Below are 19367 nucleotides of genomic sequence, written 5' to 3' on the forward strand. Positions count from 1 at the left end.
CGTACGCGTCGGCATGCCGATCGCGCACGGAATTGCGTCGAATTGCAACTAGACGCGATGCAGCCAGCCGAGCCACTGTTCGATCAACGGCGCACGCGACCACAGCGACTGCGCGAGCCACAGCGTGCCGCCCCAGGCGGCCGCGACCACGATCAAATCGCAATGCCCGCTGTTCCACAGGTTCAGCGAATGACGTCGCCAGATCCACGGTACGCCGAGCGGATTCGGCCAGTCGGCGAGCAGGTGCATCACGCCGCCGCAGGCGAAGCCGAACAGCGGCGCGGCCCACAGCGGATGCGGATGATGGATGAGCCCGTGCCAGCCGAGCGCGAGCAGCGCGACCCAGCCGATACCCCAGTGCGTGATGGTGCGATGCGTGATCCACAGGCGGCGCTTGCGGCTCCACCAGGCGACTTCGAGCCAGTCGGGCGCGGTGCCGCCCGCGACGCCCGCCGCGAACGCGGCGAGCATGCCCGAGTGCCACGGGCCGGTTGCGCCGGTTTGCGCGACGAGGACGGCGGCGGCGACGCCGGCTGCGAAGCCGGACGCGTGATGTGCATTGTGTGATGCCATAGGGAGCGAGACGAAGCAACGTGAAGCGGCGCGTGCACGAAACGATGATGCGGCGCGCAAGCGGGGCGCTATCTTCGCAGATCGGGCTGTGCCGCGGGCGGGTCGTTCGCGGATTTTTTTACACGCGCTGCGCCGCTTGCCGCGCTGTTCGCAACTTTCGGTTTTGTGCACTGCGCGACGGCGCGCGCCGTGACGAGGTCGAGCGATTCGCGTGCGCGTCGCGGCAGCGCAACGTGACGGCGCGCACACGATCGCCGCGCTTTCGTCGGCCCCCGCGTGTTCGACCCTTTTTGTCCCCCTATACTACGTAGCCGGCACAGGGCCGTCGGCGCGCCCGCGGCCTTCCACGGATCAGGTGCTCGTCGTGCCTGAAGGAGATCCACATGGGGGACATGCAATGACTACGCTGAATCGCTTCAAATCATCCGCGGCCGTGCTCGCGACGGTGGCGGGCATCGGCTTCCTGCCGAACGCGCCCGCGTATGCGAAAGGGCCGCAGCCCGCGGTCCTGACGAGTTCCGCGGTGGCGGTGGCCGACAAGTACAGCGCGGATGCCGCGGAGCGGATCTTCAAGGAAGGCGGCAACGCGATCGACGCGGCCGTCGCGATCGCGTTCACGCTGGCCGTCACGTACCCGGAAGCCGGCAACATCGGCGGCGGCGGCTTCATGACGATCTACAAGGACGGCAAGCCGTACTTCATCGATTACCGCGAGCGAGCGCCGCTTGCCGCGACGAAGGACATGTATCTCGACAAGGACGGCAACGTCGTCAAGGGCATGAGCCTGTACGGCCCGCGCGCGGTCGGCGTGCCAGGCACCGTGGCGGGCATGTGGGAAGCGCAGAAGCGCTTCGGCAAGCTGAGGTGGAAACAGGTGCTCGCGCCGGCGATCCACTATGCGCGCGACGGCTTCGTCGTCGACGAGCAACTGGCGCAGCGCGGCGTCGACGCATCGAAGGAGTTCGGCGGCAAGACCAACTTCGACAAGTACTTCTCCGGGCTGAAGGCGGGCGCGAACTTCAAGCAGCCCGATCTCGCCGACGTGCTGACGCGCATCGCAGACGGCGGCGCCGAGGGCTTCTACAAGGGCAAGACGGCCGAGCTGATCGCCGCGTCGATGAAGACCGGCGACGGCAACGGGCTGATCACGACCGAGGATCTCGCGCAGTACCGCGCGGTGTGGCGCCAGCCGGTGCAGGCGAAGTGGAACGGCTATGACGTGATCACCGCGCCGCCCCCGAGCTCGGGCGGCATCGGCCTCGTGCAGTTGCTGAAGATGAAGGCCGACCTCAAGCAGGACTTCGAGGGCGTCAAGCTCAACTCGCCGCAGTACATCCACCTCGTCGCGGAAATCGAGAAGCGCGTATTCGCCGACCGCGCGCAGTATCTCGGCGATCCCGACTTCTACAAGGTGCCGATCGCGCAGCTGACCGACGACGCGTACATCGCGAAGCGTGCGGCCGAGGTCAATCCGAAGGAGCCGTCGGATACGAAGAGCGTGCAGCCTGGCCTCGGCACGACGATGCCGGAGAAGGCCGAAACGACGCACTTCTCGGTGGTCGACAAGTGGGGCAACGCGGTGTCGAACACGTACACGATCAACGGCTATTTCGGTTCGGGCGTGATCGCCGACGGCACGGGCATCGTGCTGAACGACGAGATGGACGACTTCTCCGCGAAGCCGGGCGTCGCGAACATGTTCGGCGTGGTGGGCAGCGACGCGAACGCGATCGAACCGAAGAAGCGCCCGCTGTCGTCGATGTCGCCGACGATCATGACGAAGGACGGCAAGGTATCGCTTGTGATCGGCACGCCGGGCGGCTCGCGCATCTTCACGTCGATCTTCCAGGTGATCAACAACATCTACGACTTCAAGATGCCGCTGAAGGAAGCGGTCGGCGCGATGCGTTTCCATCACCAGCTGCTGCCGCCGAACACGATCTTCTGGGAGCCGTACCACCCGATCGAAGGCGAACTCGCGAAGCAGATCGAAGCGCGCGGCTATACGCTGAAGGGGCAGGACTTCAGCGGCGACATCCAGGTCATCAAGATCGACGGCAAGACGCCGGAAGCGATGGCCGATCCGCGCGGGCGGGGGGTGACGCGAGTCATTCGGTGACGTTGATGTTGATGTCGACGTGAAGCGACGCGTGCGCGACAGCGACAGCGACCGCGCACGCGGTTCGGCAGCCGGTGTTTCGAGCCGGCTGCCGAAATTTTTTCAGCCCGTCGTTCGAATGAAATCAGCGATCCGCGTGGCAATGGCATCCGGCGCATCCTCGAAGCAGTAGTGCCCGACGCCCGCCAGCCGCTCGACGGGCGCGGACGGAAACAGCGCGGTAAAGAGCGGCAGGAAGTGGTCGGCGCCGAGCGTTTGGTCGGCGTCTCCCCAGATCGCGAGCGCGGGCTTGCTGCGTATCGCGCGCAGCGCCGCCGCATCGGGCGCCTCGAACCGGTGTGCGCCGACCGCGAACCCCCGTGCCCATCCGATCGCGCCGAGACAGTCGGCCGGTTGCACGAACGGCGCGCCGTATGCGGCGATCCACGTGTCGGTGATGATCGCGTGGTTCTCGAAGCCGTTCAGCTTTAACGTGCTCAGGATGTTGAATCCGAGCTGCCCGAGCACCGTTTCGAGCGTACCGTCGGCCGCCGCACGCATGATCCACTGGAACCACGGCGCATCGCGGCCGTTCGCCGTCAAGCGCTCGGCGAGATCGGTCTGCCCGAACGGCGTCGGTCCGTTGGCCGACACGATGCGCCGAATCCGGTCCGGATGCCGCGCGGCGAGCCCCATGCCGACCGGGCCGCCGAAGTCGTGCATCACCAGCGTGATGCGATCGAGGTCGTGCGCGAGCACGAAACGCTCGAGATTGTCGATGTGATCCTGCAGCCAGTAGCTGCGGTCCTGCGGCGTCGCGCTTTTGCCGAAGCCCATGTGATCGGGTGCGACGACGCGGTATGTCGGGCTCAGCGCCGTCACGAGGTGACGGAACAGATATCCCCATGTGGGTTCGCCATGCAGGCACAGCACGATTTCGCCGTCGCGCGGGCCTTCGTCCACGTAGTGCATCCGGAAGCCGGATGCGTCGTCGAAATGCGGGGCGAATGGAAAGGTGCCGTCGAACGTGGCATCGGACCGGATCATCGAATGCTCCTTCGGGGAGTTGGACAAAATGGTTTCAAGTTGAAACTGATTCGAGCGTAGATGATTCGGTTTCAAGTTGCAACCTCGTAAATCATGAGGGCAGTTGCCGAATGCGGGGCCGATGAAGTGGGGCGACGTGATGAAGCCCTTCAATGTATGGATTTATGGGCTGGAACGAATGAATTCATATGCCAATTCCGGCTGGAACGGTCATTCCGTTCACCGCTCCCGAACAGTCGGCGACCCAGCATTGATCTTTTCTACGTTCGGTTTTATATTGCAACCACATACTTCAACGAAAGCGATCGCCGTCGAGCCCGTATCCCGGCCAAGGCATCGCCGCCTGCCCCGATGAATCGACGCACCACGCACGAAAATTCCCTTTGCGGCGTCGCCCGCCCGCTGGACGCGATCGGCGACTGGTGGTCGCTGCTGATCGTTCGCGACGCGTTCGATGGCCTGCGCCGCTTCGGCGAATTCCAGAAGAATCTCGGCCTCGCGAAGAACATCCTGGCCGCGCGCCTGCGCAACCTGGTCGCGCACGGAATCATGGACGTCGTGCCGGCCGCCGACGGCGGCGCGCATTACGAATACGTGCTGACCGAGAAAGGCCGCGGGCTGTTTCCGCTGCTGGTCGCGCTGCGGCAGTGGGGCGAGGACTTCTTCTTCGAACCGGACGAGGCGCACGTACTGCTGGTCGACCGGAAGACCGGGCTGCCGGTCAGGAAGCTGGAACTGCGTTCGCAGGACGGCCGCGTGCTCGGCCCCGAGGACACGGTCGTGCTGCCGCCGCCCGACTGATGTAGCCCGAATCGGCGGGTATCCCCGCTTCAGCCACGTAGGCGGCTGCGTACGGGCGCGGTAAGCGACGAGCGGAATCGCGATGCGCCGTCGTTGAACTTCCGACCGGCCGGCACATCGACCTTTTCCTTGAAGGTTGTGTACGCAAGCTTGCTCGGGATACCGACGTATGGGACATCGCGTTCACCCCCGATCGCTCGCCGCGTTGCTGTCGAGGAAACTGTCCACCGCGATCAGCGATTGTTCGTCGAGCGTGCCGAGCACGCTTTTCAGCTTCAACTGAAGCTTCAGCGCATCGAGATAGCTGTCGAACAGCTTCTGCCGGATGCCCGAGATGTCGCGCCTCAGGTTCAGCGTTTCGTACGTCGTGCTGTAGCCGACCTGATGCGCTTTCATCGACGCATCGTAGGCGAGCCGCGCGGCCTGGAGCGACTGCTGCAGCGCGCGAATGCGCTTGCCGACCGATTCGAGCGCGGACAACGCCTCGCGGTGATCGGCGCCCAGTTGCTCCTCGACCTCGCGCAGCCGGTTGCGGTACTGCTCGGTCACGTGCTCGGCCTCGACCTGCCGGTAGTACACGCTGCCGCCGGAGAAGATCGGAATCGTGACTTGCACACCGACCGCGCTTTGATGGAAGTCCGAACGATCGGTGAGCCCGCGCAGGTTCGGGTTGAGTCCGCGTGAATACGACGCGAACAGGTCGACGGTCGGCAAGTGTTCGGCGCTGACGCGTTTCGCGGCAAGGCGCGCGACCTGGACGTCGCGATAGGCCTGCCGGTACGCGGGGTTGTCCTGCGGCGCATAGTCGCCGGACGGAATGCGCGGCGACGAGCCGCGCATCGCAAGCCGCGGCCAGCGCGAGAAATCGATCGTCGAACCGAGCAATGTCTCGTAGCGGGCGCGCCGCGCGTCGACGTCGGTCTGCGCGAGCGCTTCGTCGGATTGTGCGAGACTGCGGCGCGCCTCGATCTCGGCGGTGTCGCCGATCGTCTTCATCCCGAGTTGCGCCATGCGCCGCGTATCGCTTTCGAGCCGCGTGAGCGCGCTGACTTCGTCGTCGGCCGATTGCAGTTTCTCGCGCGCGCTCAGCAGATCGAAGCACGCGTTCGCGACGCGCAGGATCAGGTCCTGCTTCGCGACCTCGAGCTTCTGCTTCGCCGCTTCCTCGTACTCGGTCGCGCGCCGCATGTCGTACAGGTAGGGCACGTTGAACAGCGCCTGCGTGACCTGCGCGGAACCGTATGCCGCGTTGCTCGACCCGCTGACGTCGATGCCGAACAGGTTCGCGTGCGTGCCGTAGCGCCCCCACTCGAGCTGCGCGGCGGCCTGCGGCAGCATCTGCGCACGCGCCTCGGGAAATTTCTGGCGGGCCGCGTCGTATTCGCTGCGGGCCTGCAGGTAGCGCGGATCGTGCACGGACGCGTACTGGTAGGCGGTATCGAGGCAGAACGCACGGGCGTGTGCCGGCGCGCCGGCTATCGTTACAGCGAACAATGTCATGGTTGCAAGCCGGGGATTCCACCTAGTCGAAAATCTTGATAGGGAAATACCCGCATCCGGTGTCGCCGACTCGCGATTCGTGCGCCTCGTTTCAAACATGGCCGTCTCCGTCTCCTGTCCGTGCCACAATGCATTGCGGCGGGATTTAAACGTTTTGAAATTGAAATCCAAACAGCATGAATGCCTGCTACTCGCCGTGCATCGGAAAATGCGACTGTAAGAGTGTGTCCTCCATTGAATTCCGATGCGCCCGCATGATAGCCTGATTTCGGCTGGTAATCGCAGTGATTATTAGATTAACGAGTCGCTCGGGATTAAAAGCCGTTTGTCTTTCAGTGAAGGTTCTTTGCATCATCTTTATTTTTTACGAGGAGAGAATGATGAAGGTCATGACGACGGAACAGGTCAGGAATGTGCATGGCGGCGGTGCGATCAGCTCGCTGGGTAGCCTCGCCGTTGACGCCGCGCCGGTGGTGACCGCGCTCGGCCAGTTCCTGCCGAGCCTCGGCAATTACCTGCAGAACCCGAAGACGTTCAATAACACCGGCAAGTAACCGCCGTGCGCGGGGAGGCGCCCCCCGCGTCAGATGCTGCGAAACAGAAGGAAAAGAATCGATCGCCGCAGTGGAAATAAAGTGACTTCGGAATGCATTATTTCGAAATCGGGCGATTATCAGGAGACTGGAGTGCCGGATTATCACGTAATAAAGTGAACGGCCATCGGGCTTGCAATTGGCTGACGGCTGTTGGCATTCCGACAATATAAAGGCCACCACAAATGCGAGACATCACGGAAGAACAGGCCCGCCAGATTCGCGGCGGCGCGTCGCTTTACTCCAATTCGGCCGCCTATACGGTCGATCTCGTCAATCAGTCGATCGGGACCACGCTGCAGGGCCTGATGACCCAGTACCAGGCCCACGCCGTCGAACAGTTCCGGATGTCGCTCGGCTCGTCGCGCTGAGCGGCCCGCCGAGCGGCCGGCAACACCGATCTTCCGTCGCAGCCGGTAGCGCCGGCTGCGCCCATGCGTATCGCGCACGACCCGCCACGGGCCCGCACCGGCTGGCCCGGGCGGCGCGTCGTCGCGCCCCGGGTGCCCGACCATGCTCTTCAATACGCGTAAAGTCCGTCCGGTCCTGCAGGACGAAGTGACGGAGTGCGGCCTGGCCTGCCTCGCGATGATCGCGTCGTGGCACGGGCGCGAAACGACGTTGCGCACGCTGCGCAACCGCTATCCGGTGCGGATCGACTCCGGCCTGTCGTTCTTCGACCTGATGGAGATCTCGAACGATCTCGGCCTGCGCGCACGCGGGCTGCAGTTCGATGCGGGCGAGCTCGACGCGCTCAAGACGCCGTGCATCCTGCACTGGGGGATGAACCACTATGTCGTGCTGACGAAGGTCGGCTACGGCAGCGTGCATATCGTCGACCCCGCGCTCGGCGAGACGAGGCTGCCGCTCGCGCAGGCGCTCACGCACATCACCGGCTATGCGCTCGAACTGAATCCGGACATCGGTTTCACGCGGGCGGGGCAGGCCGACCGCATCCGGCTGCGCGACTACCTCGAAGGGCTGACCGGCATCCGCAAGAGCCTCGCGATCGGCATCGCGGGCGGCGTCGCCGCGCAGCTCCTGCTGCTGCTCGGCCCGTCGTACGTGCAATTGACGATCGACGAGGCGCTGAAGAAAACCGACGTCGACATCCTGTACCTGCTGACGATCCTGTTCGCGATCGTGTTCCTGTTCGACACGCTCTACGCGAACCTGGTCGGCAACATCAAGAGCTATCTGCGCAACATCGTGTCGCAGCAGTTGTCGGCGAACATGGTCGGCCATCTCGCGCGGCTGCCGATCGGCTATTTCCTGTTTCACAACACCGGCGATTCGATCTCGCGCGTGGCGTCGGTGTCGGAGGTCGGGCGGTTTCTCGTCGACGGGCTGGTGGGCGGGCTGCTGAACCTCGTCACCTGCACGCTGACGCTCGTGCTGATGCTGTATTACAGCCCCGTACTGGCCGGTATCAGCCTCGCGGGAATGGTGCTGTTCGCGTTGAGCCGGCTCGCGATCCAGCCGCAACTGCAGGACGCGATGTCGCAGATCCTCACGCGCGGCGCCGAGGCCGATGCGCTGCTGATCGAGAACATCCGGTCCGCGCATTCGATCAAGCTGCTGTCGGCCGAGACCGCGCGCAGCAGCCTGTGGGTCAACGCGTTCACGCAGAAACTGCAGGCAATGCGCCAGCAGGAGCGGCTGCAACTGCTGTTCGACGCGATCTCGAAGGGGATCGTGCACGTCGAGCAGCTCGTGATCGTCACGTACGGCGCGTGGCTCGTGATGCACGGCCAGAGCACGATCGGCGTGATCTACGCTTTCATCCAGTACAAGAACCTGTTCGCGGACAAGTTCATCGATTCGATCCAGCTCTACGTGCGGCGCAAGGTGCTGCAGGTGCACATGGATCGCGTCGCGGACGTGCTGCAGACCGAGACCGAGGAGCCGGCGCCGGACGCGGTCGTGCGGCCGGTCGACGGGTTCGACGGCGCGCTGTCGATCCGCGCGCTGTCGTACACGCCGAAGGGCGGCCATCGGCCGATCCTGAGCAATGTGGCACTCGACGTGCCGGCCGGCAGCAAGATCGCGATCGTCGGCCGTACCGGCAGCGGCAAGACGACGCTGCTGAACCTGATCTGCGGGCTCGTGCGGCCCGAGCCCGGCACGCTGTTCGTCGGCGGCGTCGATCTCGCGGAAGTGAACCTGAGGCAATACCGCAAGCATCTCGCGGCCGTCACGCAGTCCGACCAGCTGTTTCGCGGGACGATCCGCGACAACATCACGAATTTCGCGCCCGCGCCGCGGATCGGCGCGATGTTCGACGCGGCGAAGCTCGCGTGCATCCACGACGAGATCGAGCGGCTCGACCATCGCTACGACACGCCGCTTGGCGATACGCAGAAATTCCTGTCGGCTGGCCAGATGCAGCGGCTGCTGATCGCGCGGGCGCTGTATTGCGAGCCGCACCTGCTGATTCTCGACGAGTTTTCGTCGAACCTCGACCAGGCGACCACGCACGAAATCTGCCGCAACGTGCTGACGCTGCCGTGCACGATTGTGCTCGTCACGCACGATGCGTCGATCCTGTCGATGGTCGACCGGATCTACCGGATGGATGACGGCGTGCTGACCGATGCGACCGAGGCCTGGCGCACGAACGAGGAGGCGCGGTGATGCTCGGACGACTTTTCCTGCTCAATCCGTTCTCGTACGCGTTCCTGGTGCGCCGCGCGGTGCGGGCGATCGCGCTGCGCACGTCGCCCGCGCGAGGGCTCTGGCTGATGCGCTGGTGCTCGGGCGCGTGCCTGCGCTGCTTTCCGTGCATCCGAGAGTCGATCGAGCGCGCGGTCGCTTACATGTTGAGCGCCCACCTGAACGACGATCCGCGGCGCGTGCGGGAAGTGTCGGCCGCGATCGTGCGCGAGCTGTTCGAGGCCGAATTCGCGGGGCTCAAGCTGCGCACGCACAGCCTGGCATCAATGAAGACGATGATCGACGGGATGGCGTGCGAAGGCGAGGGCCAGTTGCGCGCGGCACTCGCGCGCGGCGGCCCGCTGATGCTCGCGGGGCTGCACTTCGGCAACCTGATGCTGTTCGTCACGAAGCTGCGCTTCATGATTCCCGACGACCGCAAGCTGATGGTGATCCTGCACCGCGACGCGCCGGGCGCGTTCTTCGACGATGCGCTGCGGCTCGTCGCCGAGTACGGCGCGGGCGAAGTCGAATTCATCGACATCGAGGAGCGCGTGCACCTGCGGCGGCTGATCACGAGCCTGCGGCGCGAGGCGCCCGTGTTCCTGCTGTTCTCCGACCTGCACGGCAAATTCGGCAAGACCAATCGCTGCCGGCTCGGCGGCCGCTGGGTGCGGATGGCCGGCGGCGGCGTGAAGCTCGCGGTCGAGCAGGGCATTCCGCTGCTCGTCGCGTATGCGACCGGCGTGCCGTTTCGCGATCGCTGCGCGGTGCATTTCACCGAGCTCGCGCCCGGCCCGCTCGCGCCGATGCTCGGTACCGACGACGACGCGTCGCCCGTGCGCGCGACGCACCAGCGCATCGTCGACCGTCTCGAGCAGGCGCTCGTGCGCCAGCCCGAGCAGTGGCATTTCTGGGAACACTTCACGCCTTACCTGATGCCGACGCCGCTGCTCGATGCGGCCGCGCGGCGTCGCTCCTGACGAGCCCGCCCCATGCCGACCTGGAATTCCGCCCTCCGAGAACAGAAGCCGTCGCGCAAGCTCGCGCGCGGCACGACCTTCGGCACCGTGATTCACGGCGTCGTCGACGTGCCGGTGTCGATGCGGTTCTTCTGCTACCTGTCGCTGGCGATGTTCGCGATGTTCGTGACCGCGCTCGTCGAGCTGAGCTATGCGAATACCGAGAGCGTGTCGGGGATGCTGACGCCGCGCTCGGGGCTGATCGGCGTCGGTGCGCCGCCGGGCTGGGCGGTGCGCGACATCTACGTCGGCAAGGACCAGCACGTGAAGGCCGGCCAGCGGCTGCTCGCGGTGACGCGCGACACGAGCTTCGTCAGCCAGGCGAACAACGTGCAGGGAATGCGCGCGGCGCTCGACCGACAGCGCGTCGAGGTGACGCAGCAGATCGATGCGGCGCGGCTCGAATACCGGTCGTCGGTGCAGCAGATCAATCAGCAGATCGCCGCACAAGGCGAGAGCCGCGGGCTGATCGACCGGCAGATCCAGGACCAGAAGCGCATCGTCGACGAGTATGGCGAACGGCGCGCGCGCGTGAAGCAGTTGCTCGACGAACAGGTCGTGACGCTCGAACAGTACAACCAGGTCAACACGCAGTACCTGCAGGCCGGGCAGGCGTACCAGGACTTGCTGCTGCGCCGCGCCGAACTCGCGAAGAACGCGATGAAGCTGCGTGGCGACCTCGACACGATGCAGAGCAAGTACGACGGCGCGAACGCGGAACTGAAGATCAAGCAGGAGGAGTTGAACGCGAAGGAATACAACATCGACGAGAACGTGAACCAGGTGCTGTACGCGCCGGCCGACGGGCAGATCGTGCGGCTCGACGTCGTGCAGGGTGGCGTGATCGACCCGCCCGGCACGCGCGTTGTCGAGATCCTGCCCGCGAAGGCTGACGGGCTGATCGCCGAGGTCTACATTCCGTCGTCGAAGGCCGGCTTCGTGAAGAAGGGGCAGGCGGTGAAGGTTGCGTACGCAAGCTATCCGGTGGAGAAATTCGGCACGTATCGCGGCAAGGTGCTGTCGATCTCGCCCGTCGCGTTCTCGGCGAAGGAGCTGAACCTGCCCGGCGATGCGGCCGCGCCGCAGACCTACTTCAAGACCTGGGTCGAACTCGCCGACCGCACGCCGTCGTTCGACGGGCGGCCGTTGTCGCTACGGGCCGGGATGATGCTGAAGGCGGACATCGTGCTGGAGCGGCGCAGCCTGCTTGAATGGCTGTTCGAGCCGTTGTACCGGATTCGCCAGCGTCTGTTCGGCGTGCCGGCCTGAGGCGATGGGCAATCGCGACACCCGCGGCCTCCGCGCGCGGCCGGGCACCGTGCGTCCGCTGTCGCGCTGGCTCGGCGCGACGCTGTTCGCATGCGCGGCCGCCGCGCATGCCGCGCCGCAGCCCGACGGCGACGCCGCGCCGCGCTGGCAGGCCGGCGCCGACGGGATCGGCTTCTGGCCGGGCGGCGATGCGGATGGCTTCGATGCGAGCGCATGGATGACCGATGCCGGGCCGGCGCGCGGCGCACGCAACGAAGCTTCGGCCGACGGGCGGCAATCCGAGACCATCCCGCTGACCGCCCGCAAGATCACGCTCGGGCAGCGAACCGGCGCGGCAGCGCGCGCCTGCGCGGCCGTCGGCGACACGGGCGCGGACGGCATCGGCTTCGACGATGGCCGTGCCGGCGGCGGTTGCGATCCGGCCGCCACGCACGATGCACCGGCCGACGACGCAGCGGCGCGCGGCGTCGTCCATGCCGACCGGATGCCGTACGAACTGCATCCGGTCGATCCATCGCGCCTGCCCGATCTGCCGGCCGCGCAGGCGCCGCCCTTGCTCGAGCAACTGATGGGCGACGACCGCAACATGATCGGCCTCGGCTGGCACTTCGTCGGGACGACCGGCCGCTCGACGCCCGTGACGACGCGCACCGACGCGCTCGGCCTGAACAGTTTCCAGAACGCGGGTTCGAGCCTGTCGCTCAGCAATACGAACACGCTGGCGTTCACGTTCACGCATTTTGTCTCGGAGCACTGGGCGGCCGAACTGGGCGCCGGCATTCCGCCGGTGCTGACGCTGCGCGGGCACGGCAGCATCGCACTGCCGCTCGAGCGCATCTTTGCCGGCGTCCACGGGCGCTTTCCGCTGATCGATCTCGGAAACACGCAAAGCAACCCGCTCGCGACCACGCGGGCCTGGCTCGGCTCGGTCGTGTTCAAGTACTACCTCGGCGAGCGCGACGACCGTTTCCGCCCGTTCGCGGGCATCGGCGTCAGCTACACGCGCTTCACGAACACGAACCTGAACCCCGTGTTCCAGCGCAAGCTCGCGTCGCTCGGCGGGCTGCTCGCGGCCGGCGCGGACATCGGCAGCCTGCAGTCGCTGCTGCTCGATCCGGCGCTGTTCCAGCGGATCTGGGATGCCGGTGGCGATCTGCTGCTGTCAGGGCGGACCAATGTGTCGGCGAAGGTGAAGAGCGTCTGGGAGCCGGTGTTCACCGTTGGCGCGAGCTACCAGATCACGCGCCGGTTCTGGCTCACCGGGATGGTGACCTACATCCCGCTGCGCACCCGGATCACGCTCGACATCAACCAGCCGAACCGCCTGCTGGCGTCGAATACGTTCGATATTTCGGCGAACCCGGTGCTGGCCACCGTACTGCTGAACTTCCGCTTCTGACGGCGCAGCCGGCCATTTTCATGAATTTGACGCGCGACGCTGGGATAATGGTCGAGTTTGGCTGCGTCAATGATGGAAGGAGGCCCCATGGGCGACAACGATACCCGCACCGAGACCGACAACCGCACCGAGACGCGCTCGATGGAGGAGCGCCAGCGCCGTTTCGAGGAAGATCTCGTCGACGCCTACGACGAAGAACTCGAGATGGAGCTCGACGACCGCCGCTTCGACAACAGTGAGGACCTGCTGTTCTCGCCCGAGCGTCGCGAAGCGCGCAAGGCGTATTTCCGCGAGTTGTTCCGCTTGCAGGGCGAACTCGTGAAGCTGCAGGACTGGGTCGTGAACACCGGGCACCGGCTCGTCGTCCTTTTCGAGGGGCGCGATGCGGCCGGCAAGGGCGGTGCGATCAAGCGCATCACGCAGCGCCTGAACCCGCGCGTGTGCCGGGTGGCCGCGCTGCCCGCGCCGAACAACCGCGAGCGCACGCAATGGTATTTCCAGCGCTATGTCGCGCATCTGCCGGCAGGCGGCGAGATCGTGCTGTTCGACCGCAGCTGGTACAACCGCGCGGGTGTCGAGCGCGTGATGAATTTCTGTACCGACGACGAGTACGAGGAATTTTTCCGGTCGGTGCCCGAGTTCGAGAAGATGCTCGTGCGCAGCGGGATCCAGATCGTCAAGTACTGGTTCTCGATCACCGACCACGAGCAGGAACTGCGCTTCCAGAGCCGGATCGAGGATCCGCTGAAGCAGTGGAAGCTGAGCCCGATGGACCTCGAAAGCCGCCGCCGCTGGGAGGCTTATACGGCCGCGAAGGAAGAGATGCTGCAGCGCACGCATATTCCGGAGGCGCCGTGGTGGGTCGTGCAGGCCGTCGACAAGAAGCGCGCGCGGCTGAACTGCATTCACCATCTGCTCGGCCAGGTGCCGTATCACGAGGTGCCGCGCCCGACGATCGATCTGCCGCAGCGCGAGCATCACGAGGATTACATTCGCCGGCCGGTGCCCGACAACATGATCGTGCCGGACGTGTATTGAGCGGTTCGGGGCGGCCGGACCGGCCACGGAGGCGCGCCGTGCAACGCGGCGCGCGGTCTTCTATCGAGCGAATCCAATCACAGGTCGGGGAAGCCCGAGCGCCCTTGCGTCAGGTCGAACAATTCGGCCCTTGCCGCGGCTTCGGCGTTTTCGGGCAGCTTGATCACCAGCTTCACCGTCATCCCGTACGCGCTGTCCACTAGCGCGTAACCCGCCTGTTCGATCCAGCGGCGCACGCGCGCCTCTTCCGGGTAGCCGATCTCGATCGCGAGCCGCGTGTGCCGAATGCGCTCGATGCGCTCGGCATCGAGCAGCGCCGATGCGATCGCATCCGTGTACGTCCGCACCAGCCCGCCCGCGCCGAGTTTCACGCCGCCGTAGTAACGCACGACCGCGCCGAGCACGCCGTCGAGGTCGTGATGGCGCAGCACTTCGAGGATCGGCCGGCCCGCCGTGCCCGACGGCTCGCCGTCGTCCGACATACCCGACTGGCCGCCCGCCAGCAGCGCCCAGCACACGTGGGTGGCCGCCGGATGCTCGTCGCGCAGGCGCTGCAGCACCTGCATCGCGGCATCGCGGTCCTCGACGGGAACCGCGTACGCGATGAAACGGCTCTTGCGGATTTCGAGTTCGCGGAGGCAGGAGGTGGCGAGCGAATAACTCATGCGTCGCGACGCGGAAAGCGTAGGGAAATCAAGGTGATGATGCCTGGTCGATGCTCGTGGTGCTGGCCCGCGGGCCGATGGATGGCGTCTGCATGAGCGCGGGGCGAAGACGGAATTTTACCGTGGCGCGCGTCGAGGGTATCCAGTTTGGCCGGCGACCGCCGTCTGGATGGCGAGCATGGCTTGAATCGGGCACGGTACCTGCGCGCGACATGCGCTGCTTTCGTTTCCTGCGCGTGGGTCAAGTCGATTGATCGATGCCGCGCACGGCATCAACGCACACCGACCGACGACCGCAGCGCCGCGCCCAGCGTGCGCAGCGCCTGCCGGGCGTGCGCATCGGTCAGGTTCGAGTAGAGCACCACGTCGCGCGTCGGCAACGGCGGCAGCCCGTAACGCATTCCCACGTCGACGGTGCCGGCGGGCGCCACGCGATGCCCGAGCGCCGCGACGGCCAGCCCCGCGGACACCGCCGCGCCGATCGTCGCCACGCCGCCGCCGACGAAGACTTCCGTCCACGCGACACCGGCTTCGTCCAGCGCGTCGACCGCCATGCGGCGCACGCTGCATGGTTCGGCCTGCGTGGCGAGCCGCAGCGGTTGCGGCGGATGGTATTCGAAATCGGCCGCCGCCATCCAGCCGAACGACTCCGACAGAATGGTTTCGCCGTCGAGCCGTCGGCTGTCGTGCTGCAGCGCGACGGCCGCATCGAGCAGGCCGCGATCGAACGCATCGAGCACGTCGCGCGACGCGGCGACGCGGATCTCCAGCACCAGCGCCGGCTCCGCTTCGCTCATCCGCCGCAGCAGCATCGGCAGATCGGCGCCGACGACATGGTGGCTGACGCCGATCACCAGCCGTCGCTGGCTCGTGCCGAATGCGCCGAGCGCGCCATGGTGAGCGGCCACCAGTTCGCGCGCCGGTTCCAGGAACGCGGTGCCGTCGGCCGACAGGCGGACCTGCCGTGGCGTGCGTTCCAGCAGGCGGCGGCCGAGCCCGTCTTCCAGCCGCTTGATCTTCAGGCTCACCGCGGATTGTGTCGTGTCCAGCGCTTCCGCGGCCCGCGTGAAGCTCTTGAGGTCGGCAGTCAGCACGAAGGCCTGCACGGCTTCGATGTCGAGCGTTTTCATCGCACCCTCGTTCATTTCAGAATCGAATCATTGAAATATTCTGCCATCGTCTTTTCAAATGATTCAAGGTCTTCTACGCTGCGTTCATGCCGTCCGGAATGCCGTCCGTTTCTTTCGTCAGGAGTCGATCATGCTGACCGCGTACTACGTGCACCGCCTGCCGGCGGACTACGACCTCGACATCATCCGCAATCGCGTGCGCGAGCGTGGCCGGCTGTGGGACGACACGCCCGACCTGCTGTTCAAGGGATTCCTGCTGCGCGAGGCCGGCCGCCACGGCGCGACGGAAAACGGCTATGCGTCGTTCTACCTGTGGCGCAACGAACAGGCGTTCGCACGGTTCGTGACGGACGGCCGCTACCGGGTCGTGACGGACAGCTTCGGCCGCGCGCCGATCGACACGCAGGTTGCGCTCGACGCGCGCAAGGGCGGTGCGTCGACGGGACGTTTCGCGCGTCTTGAAACGATCGAGATTCCGGCGGACGCCGATCTCGATGCGGTACTGGCGCGGGAGATTGACCGCAATCATGAAGCGGCGGCACGAGAGGGCGTGGTCGCGGCGACCGTCAGTCTCGATCCGCTGCGCTGGCGGTTGACGCGTGCGCTCGTGACGGAACACGAGCCGGACGACGGCGGCCCGGGCACGGTGTACCAGGTTCTGCATCTGGCGAGGCCGTTGCTCGATACGCTGGACGCCGGCGGCGCATGATGGCCGGCATCGCGTCGCGATTGCCGGCCGGCGTGGTGATTGCCGCGCATCTGGCGGGTGTGGTGGCGGGCATCGTCACGATTGCGGCGCTTGCGACGGTGCTGGCGCTGCTGTTCAGGTAACCCGCTTCAGCGCAGTGGTGGTTGGCGCGGGGGCGCCGCGCCTACGATGCACGGCGCCCCCGGTCGGTTCATCGTCGCTCGCTCAGTGGCCCTGCAAGCGGATATCGCGCGACGACGCGCCGACATACACGGTCCCGCCCGGCACGACCTTCCAGCCGTTGCGCGACGTATCCCACACGCTCTGCATCCGCGGCGACACGGTCACGCGCACACGCCGCGCCTCGCCCGGATTCAGCCGGATCTTCTCCCAGCCGACCAGCCGCTTCGGCGGTTCGTCCTTGTACGGCACGCCGAGATAGACCTGCGGTGTTTCCGCGCCGGCAACGCGCCCGTCGTTGCGCACGGTGAACGCGACGCTCAGCGAGCCGTCCCATTGCTTCGACACCGACAGCCCCGAATACGCGAAGTGCGTATACGACAGGCCGTAGCCGAACTCGAACATCGGCTTGATGTTGCGCGCGTCATACCAGCGGTAGCCCATGTCCAGTTTTTCCGCGTACACCGGGTCGGTGTCGAACGTGCCGTTTTGCCCCCACGTCGGCGAGTCCTGATCGCGCGCCGGGAACGTCACGGGCAGCTTGCCCGACGGATTGACCGCACCGAACAGCACGTTCGCGATCGCCTTGCCGCCGGCTTCGCCCGGATACCAGGCCTCGACGATGGCCGACACGTTGTCCTTCCACGGCATCAGCACCGGATTGCCGCTCTGGACGACCACGACCGTATGCGGATTCGCGCGCGCGACGGCTTCGACGAGCGCATCCTGGTTCGACGGGTTCGCGAGGCTCAGGCTCTGCAGATCACCGAAATCCTCGCCGGCCGGCTGCGCGACCACGACGATCGCGACATCCGAGCGGCCCGCGAGCGCCGCGGCCTGGTCGATCTCCTGCTGCGTGTACGCGCGGAACGGCGACTGCTGGTCGCTGTTGCCCGCATACGTGACCTGCGCGGCCGGCGCCAGCGCGCGGATCGCGGCGACGATCGGCACGTCGACCTTGAGCCACGGATTGCGCCACCAGCTGCAGCCGGTCGACGATCCGAACGTCAGGCCGCCGCAACCGGCGAACGAACCGGATACGGGGTCGCGCGTGTTGCCCGAGCCGCCGCCGGACAGCACGGCCGCATCCGCATGGCCGCCGATCACGGCGATCCGCGACAGTGCCGACGCGACGAGCGGCAACTGGTTGCCGTCGTTCTTCAGCAAAACGATCGATTGCTCGGAAGCCGCTTGCGCGAACCGGTTCCCGGCAGTGAAATCGATCGTGCCGCCGCCTTGGGCCGGATCGTCCATCACGCCCACGCGGATCATCACGGCGAGCTTGCGGCGCACCATGTCGTCGAGGCGCGCGGTCGACACCGAGCCGTTCGCGATCGCCTGCTTGACGGCCGCCGGCGTCAGGTACACGCTCGGCCCGACGTCTTCTTCCTCGTCGAGCCCGGCATTGATCGCGGCGGCGGTGCTGTGGGTGGCGCCCCAGTCGGACTGCACCTGGCCCTGGAAGCCCCACTCGTTCTTCAGCACGTCGTTCAGCAGGTGAGGGTTCTCGCACGCATAGGTGCCGTTCAGGCGGTTGTAGCTGCACATCACGCTACCGGGCCGCCCGCGTTTCGCGGCGATCTCGAACGGCAGCAGATACAGCTCGCGCAGCGTGCGTTCGTCGATCTGCGTATTGCCGCCCATCCGGCCGTGCTCCTGCTCGTTGCCCGCGTAGTGCTTGATCGTGGCGATGACTTTCTGCCGCTGCGTGGCGAGCGTGCGTTCGGCGAGCAGGTCGCCGGCGAGCAGCGGATCCTCGCCGAGATATTCGAACAGGCGGCCGCCGCGCGGCTCGCGCGCGAGGTTGGTGCCGCCGGCGAGGCCCATCCCGAATCCTTGCGCGCGCAACTGGATCGCGACCTGCTTGCCGTAGTCGTACGACAGCCGCCGATCCCAGCTCGCGGCGACCGCGATCGTGGCAGGGAACGTCGTGCTGGCCTGCGACGTGCTGCCGGAGCCGGTCGCCGAATCGACCATGTTGAGATCGGGAATGCCGAGCCGCGGCACGCCCTGGATGTAGCCGGCGCCGCCGCCCGGCACCTTTGACATTTCGTATTGCGAATGAATGAATTGAAGCTTCTCGTCGAGCGTCATCTTGCGCACGAGCAGGTCGGCGCGCCGTTGCGCGGCGGCCGATGCGAACGCGTCGGTCGCGTCGCCCTGCGCATTGAAATCGGCGTCGCCGGCGTAGGCATTGGTGCAGAGGGTCGCTGCCAGCACGACGGCCGGCCAGAGTTTGTCCCGCATGTTGCTCTCCTGATCGTATTGCCGGTTATTCGAATGATGTCTGGAGCTGCACACGTCCGGTGGATTCGCACCGGACGGATTCGGCTGGCGATGCAGGGTGGTTGCGCGTCGGCATGCCAGGCCAGGCGGGGAATCGTTACGGCCGGTTGGGCTCGACCAGTCAATGCGGGCGGCGACGCAGGCCGGTCCTCACTGTCGAATCGGGTGTAGCGATTCTCTGCTGCGACCAATGGTATGAATGTAGTTTGACTACAGCATCGGTGTTTCTACCGATCCGTGTGATCTTTATTTCGTAGTCATGCGGGGTGGAGTGGAAAGGCGGTCATCGTTCCCGACGAGGCGTGTTTGGTCGGGTAAGAAGTACCTGGGTGCAAGCGGTTTTGCATGGGAATGCGTCGGGCGGAGACCGGCTCGTTGCGTGCGCATCGAATGCGGGGAGGGCGCATCGGGCGAATCCGCTCCCCG

17 protein-coding genes are annotated in these 19367 nt (G+C 66.0%); 11 read left to right on the forward strand and 6 right to left on the reverse strand.

What is annotated here, in order from left to right:
- Positions 1-48: 48 nt before the first annotated feature.
- Positions 49-573 carry a metal-dependent hydrolase gene (locus HWX07_RS27860; RefSeq protein ID WP_053524869.1) on the reverse strand — a complete coding sequence of 175 codons (525 nt, stop codon included), beginning with the start codon at positions 571-573 and terminating at the stop codon, positions 49-51.
- A gap of 397 nt (positions 574-970) precedes the next feature.
- Here HWX07_RS27860 and ggt point away from each other — a divergent pair, with 397 nt between their 5' ends.
- Complete coding sequence (gene ggt, locus HWX07_RS27865; protein WP_175878468.1) at positions 971-2692, forward strand: gamma-glutamyltransferase; 1722 nt, start codon at positions 971-973, stop codon at positions 2690-2692.
- Positions 2693-2794: 102 nt separating this feature from the next.
- On the opposite strand, the gene HWX07_RS27870 is transcribed toward ggt, so the two are convergent.
- Entirely contained in the window at positions 2795-3718 is a 924-nt protein-coding gene (locus HWX07_RS27870) for an alpha/beta fold hydrolase (RefSeq protein WP_175878469.1), read from the reverse strand.
- Between the two features lie 351 nt (positions 3719-4069).
- Here HWX07_RS27870 and HWX07_RS27875 point away from each other — a divergent pair, with 351 nt between their 5' ends.
- Positions 4070-4519 (forward strand): helix-turn-helix domain-containing protein, encoded by a 450-nt coding sequence (locus HWX07_RS27875; RefSeq protein WP_175878470.1) that lies wholly within the window; start codon positions 4070-4072, stop codon positions 4517-4519.
- A 183-nt stretch (positions 4520-4702) separates the two neighbouring features.
- On the opposite strand, the gene HWX07_RS27880 is transcribed toward HWX07_RS27875, so the two are convergent.
- Positions 4703-6019 (reverse strand): TolC family protein, encoded by a 1317-nt coding sequence (locus tag HWX07_RS27880; RefSeq protein ID WP_244130042.1) that lies wholly within the window; start codon positions 6017-6019, stop codon positions 4703-4705.
- A 380-nt stretch (positions 6020-6399) separates the two neighbouring features.
- On the opposite strand from HWX07_RS27880, the gene HWX07_RS27885 reads away from it, so the two are divergent.
- The 7 genes from HWX07_RS27885 to ppk2 all read left to right on the forward strand — a co-directional run bounded on the left by HWX07_RS27885 (position 6400) and on the right by ppk2 (position 13992).
- On the forward strand, positions 6400-6573 hold the full coding sequence (locus tag HWX07_RS27885; protein WP_006495012.1) for a hypothetical protein: 174 nt from the start codon (positions 6400-6402) through the stop codon (positions 6571-6573).
- 224 nt (positions 6574-6797) lie between these two features.
- Positions 6798-6983 (forward strand): hypothetical protein, encoded by a 186-nt coding sequence (locus HWX07_RS27890; RefSeq protein ID WP_006479215.1) that lies wholly within the window; start codon positions 6798-6800, stop codon positions 6981-6983.
- 142 nt (positions 6984-7125) lie between these two features.
- Complete coding sequence (locus HWX07_RS27895) at positions 7126-9246, forward strand: peptidase domain-containing ABC transporter (protein ID WP_175878472.1); 2121 nt, start codon at positions 7126-7128, stop codon at positions 9244-9246.
- Positions 9243-10247, forward strand: a complete 1005-nt coding sequence (locus tag HWX07_RS27900) for a hypothetical protein (protein ID WP_175878473.1) — start codon at positions 9243-9245, stop codon at positions 10245-10247. Before HWX07_RS27895 ends, HWX07_RS27900 begins: the two co-directional genes overlap by 4 nt.
- 12 nt (positions 10248-10259) lie before the next feature.
- The gene (locus tag HWX07_RS27905) at positions 10260-11555 is read left to right on the forward strand and encodes an HlyD family efflux transporter periplasmic adaptor subunit (RefSeq protein WP_175878474.1); all 1296 of its coding nucleotides are present in this window, start codon (positions 10260-10262) and stop codon (positions 11553-11555) included.
- A 4-nt stretch (positions 11556-11559) separates the two neighbouring features.
- The gene (locus HWX07_RS27910; protein ID WP_175878475.1) at positions 11560-12954 is read left to right on the forward strand and encodes an OmpW family protein; all 1395 of its coding nucleotides are present in this window, start codon (positions 11560-11562) and stop codon (positions 12952-12954) included.
- A gap of 87 nt (positions 12955-13041) precedes the next feature.
- A complete protein-coding gene (gene ppk2, locus HWX07_RS27915; protein WP_175806316.1) occupies positions 13042-13992 on the forward strand; it encodes a polyphosphate kinase 2 in 951 nt (316 codons plus the stop codon).
- Positions 13993-14069: 77 nt separating this feature from the next.
- Here the strand turns inward: ppk2 and HWX07_RS27920 are convergent, their stop codons facing one another.
- On the reverse strand, positions 14070-14657 hold the full coding sequence (locus tag HWX07_RS27920; RefSeq protein ID WP_175878476.1) for a YigZ family protein: 588 nt from the start codon (positions 14655-14657) through the stop codon (positions 14070-14072).
- A 272-nt stretch (positions 14658-14929) separates the two neighbouring features.
- Positions 14930-15787 (reverse strand): LysR family transcriptional regulator, encoded by an 858-nt coding sequence (locus tag HWX07_RS27925; protein WP_175878477.1) that lies wholly within the window; start codon positions 15785-15787, stop codon positions 14930-14932.
- Positions 15788-15917: 130 nt separating this feature from the next.
- Between HWX07_RS27925 and HWX07_RS27930 the strand changes: the two genes are divergently transcribed.
- Complete coding sequence (locus HWX07_RS27930) at positions 15918-16496, forward strand: DUF4865 family protein (RefSeq protein WP_175878478.1); 579 nt, start codon at positions 15918-15920, stop codon at positions 16494-16496.
- On the forward strand, positions 16493-16618 hold the full coding sequence (locus HWX07_RS37210; RefSeq protein WP_279607900.1) for a hypothetical protein: 126 nt from the start codon (positions 16493-16495) through the stop codon (positions 16616-16618). Before HWX07_RS27930 ends, HWX07_RS37210 begins: the two co-directional genes overlap by 4 nt.
- A gap of 82 nt (positions 16619-16700) precedes the next feature.
- Here the strand turns inward: HWX07_RS37210 and HWX07_RS27935 are convergent, their stop codons facing one another.
- Positions 16701-18902 (reverse strand): glycoside hydrolase family 3 C-terminal domain-containing protein, encoded by a 2202-nt coding sequence (locus HWX07_RS27935; protein ID WP_175878479.1) that lies wholly within the window; start codon positions 18900-18902, stop codon positions 16701-16703.
- Positions 18903-19367: the final 465 nt, after the last annotated feature.

The organism is Burkholderia sp. BCC0097 (assembly GCF_902832985.1).
GTDB classification, from domain to species: Bacteria; Pseudomonadota; Gammaproteobacteria; order Burkholderiales; family Burkholderiaceae; genus Burkholderia; species Burkholderia orbicola.

Excerpts from the sequence above, each read along its gene's own strand:
- HWX07_RS27860 (WP_053524869.1), bottom strand. The coding sequence starts at position 573 with ATGGCATCACACAATGCACATCACGCGTCCGGCTTCGCAGCCGGCGTC.
- ggt (WP_175878468.1), top strand. The coding sequence starts at position 971 with ATGACTACGCTGAATCGCTTCAAATCATCCGCGGCCGTGCTCGCGACG.
- HWX07_RS27870 (WP_175878469.1), bottom strand. The coding sequence starts at position 3,718 with ATGATCCGGTCCGATGCCACGTTCGACGGCACCTTTCCATTCGCCCCG.
- HWX07_RS27875 (WP_175878470.1), top strand. The coding sequence starts at position 4,070 with ATGAATCGACGCACCACGCACGAAAATTCCCTTTGCGGCGTCGCCCGC.
- HWX07_RS27880 (WP_244130042.1), bottom strand. The coding sequence starts at position 6,019 with ATGACATTGTTCGCTGTAACGATAGCCGGCGCGCCGGCACACGCCCGT.
- HWX07_RS27885 (WP_006495012.1), top strand. The coding sequence starts at position 6,400 with ATGAAGGTCATGACGACGGAACAGGTCAGGAATGTGCATGGCGGCGGT.
- HWX07_RS27890 (WP_006479215.1), top strand. The coding sequence starts at position 6,798 with ATGCGAGACATCACGGAAGAACAGGCCCGCCAGATTCGCGGCGGCGCG.
- HWX07_RS27895 (WP_175878472.1), top strand. The coding sequence starts at position 7,126 with ATGCTCTTCAATACGCGTAAAGTCCGTCCGGTCCTGCAGGACGAAGTG.
- HWX07_RS27905 (WP_175878474.1), top strand. The coding sequence starts at position 10,260 with ATGCCGACCTGGAATTCCGCCCTCCGAGAACAGAAGCCGTCGCGCAAG.
- HWX07_RS27910 (WP_175878475.1), top strand. The coding sequence starts at position 11,560 with ATGGGCAATCGCGACACCCGCGGCCTCCGCGCGCGGCCGGGCACCGTG.
- ppk2 (WP_175806316.1), top strand. The coding sequence starts at position 13,042 with ATGGGCGACAACGATACCCGCACCGAGACCGACAACCGCACCGAGACG.
- HWX07_RS27920 (WP_175878476.1), bottom strand. The coding sequence starts at position 14,657 with ATGAGTTATTCGCTCGCCACCTCCTGCCTCCGCGAACTCGAAATCCGC.
- HWX07_RS27925 (WP_175878477.1), bottom strand. The coding sequence starts at position 15,787 with ATGAAAACGCTCGACATCGAAGCCGTGCAGGCCTTCGTGCTGACTGCC.
- HWX07_RS27930 (WP_175878478.1), top strand. The coding sequence starts at position 15,918 with ATGCTGACCGCGTACTACGTGCACCGCCTGCCGGCGGACTACGACCTC.
- HWX07_RS37210 (WP_279607900.1), top strand. The coding sequence starts at position 16,493 with ATGATGGCCGGCATCGCGTCGCGATTGCCGGCCGGCGTGGTGATTGCC.
- HWX07_RS27935 (WP_175878479.1), bottom strand. The coding sequence starts at position 18,902 with ATGCGGGACAAACTCTGGCCGGCCGTCGTGCTGGCAGCGACCCTCTGC.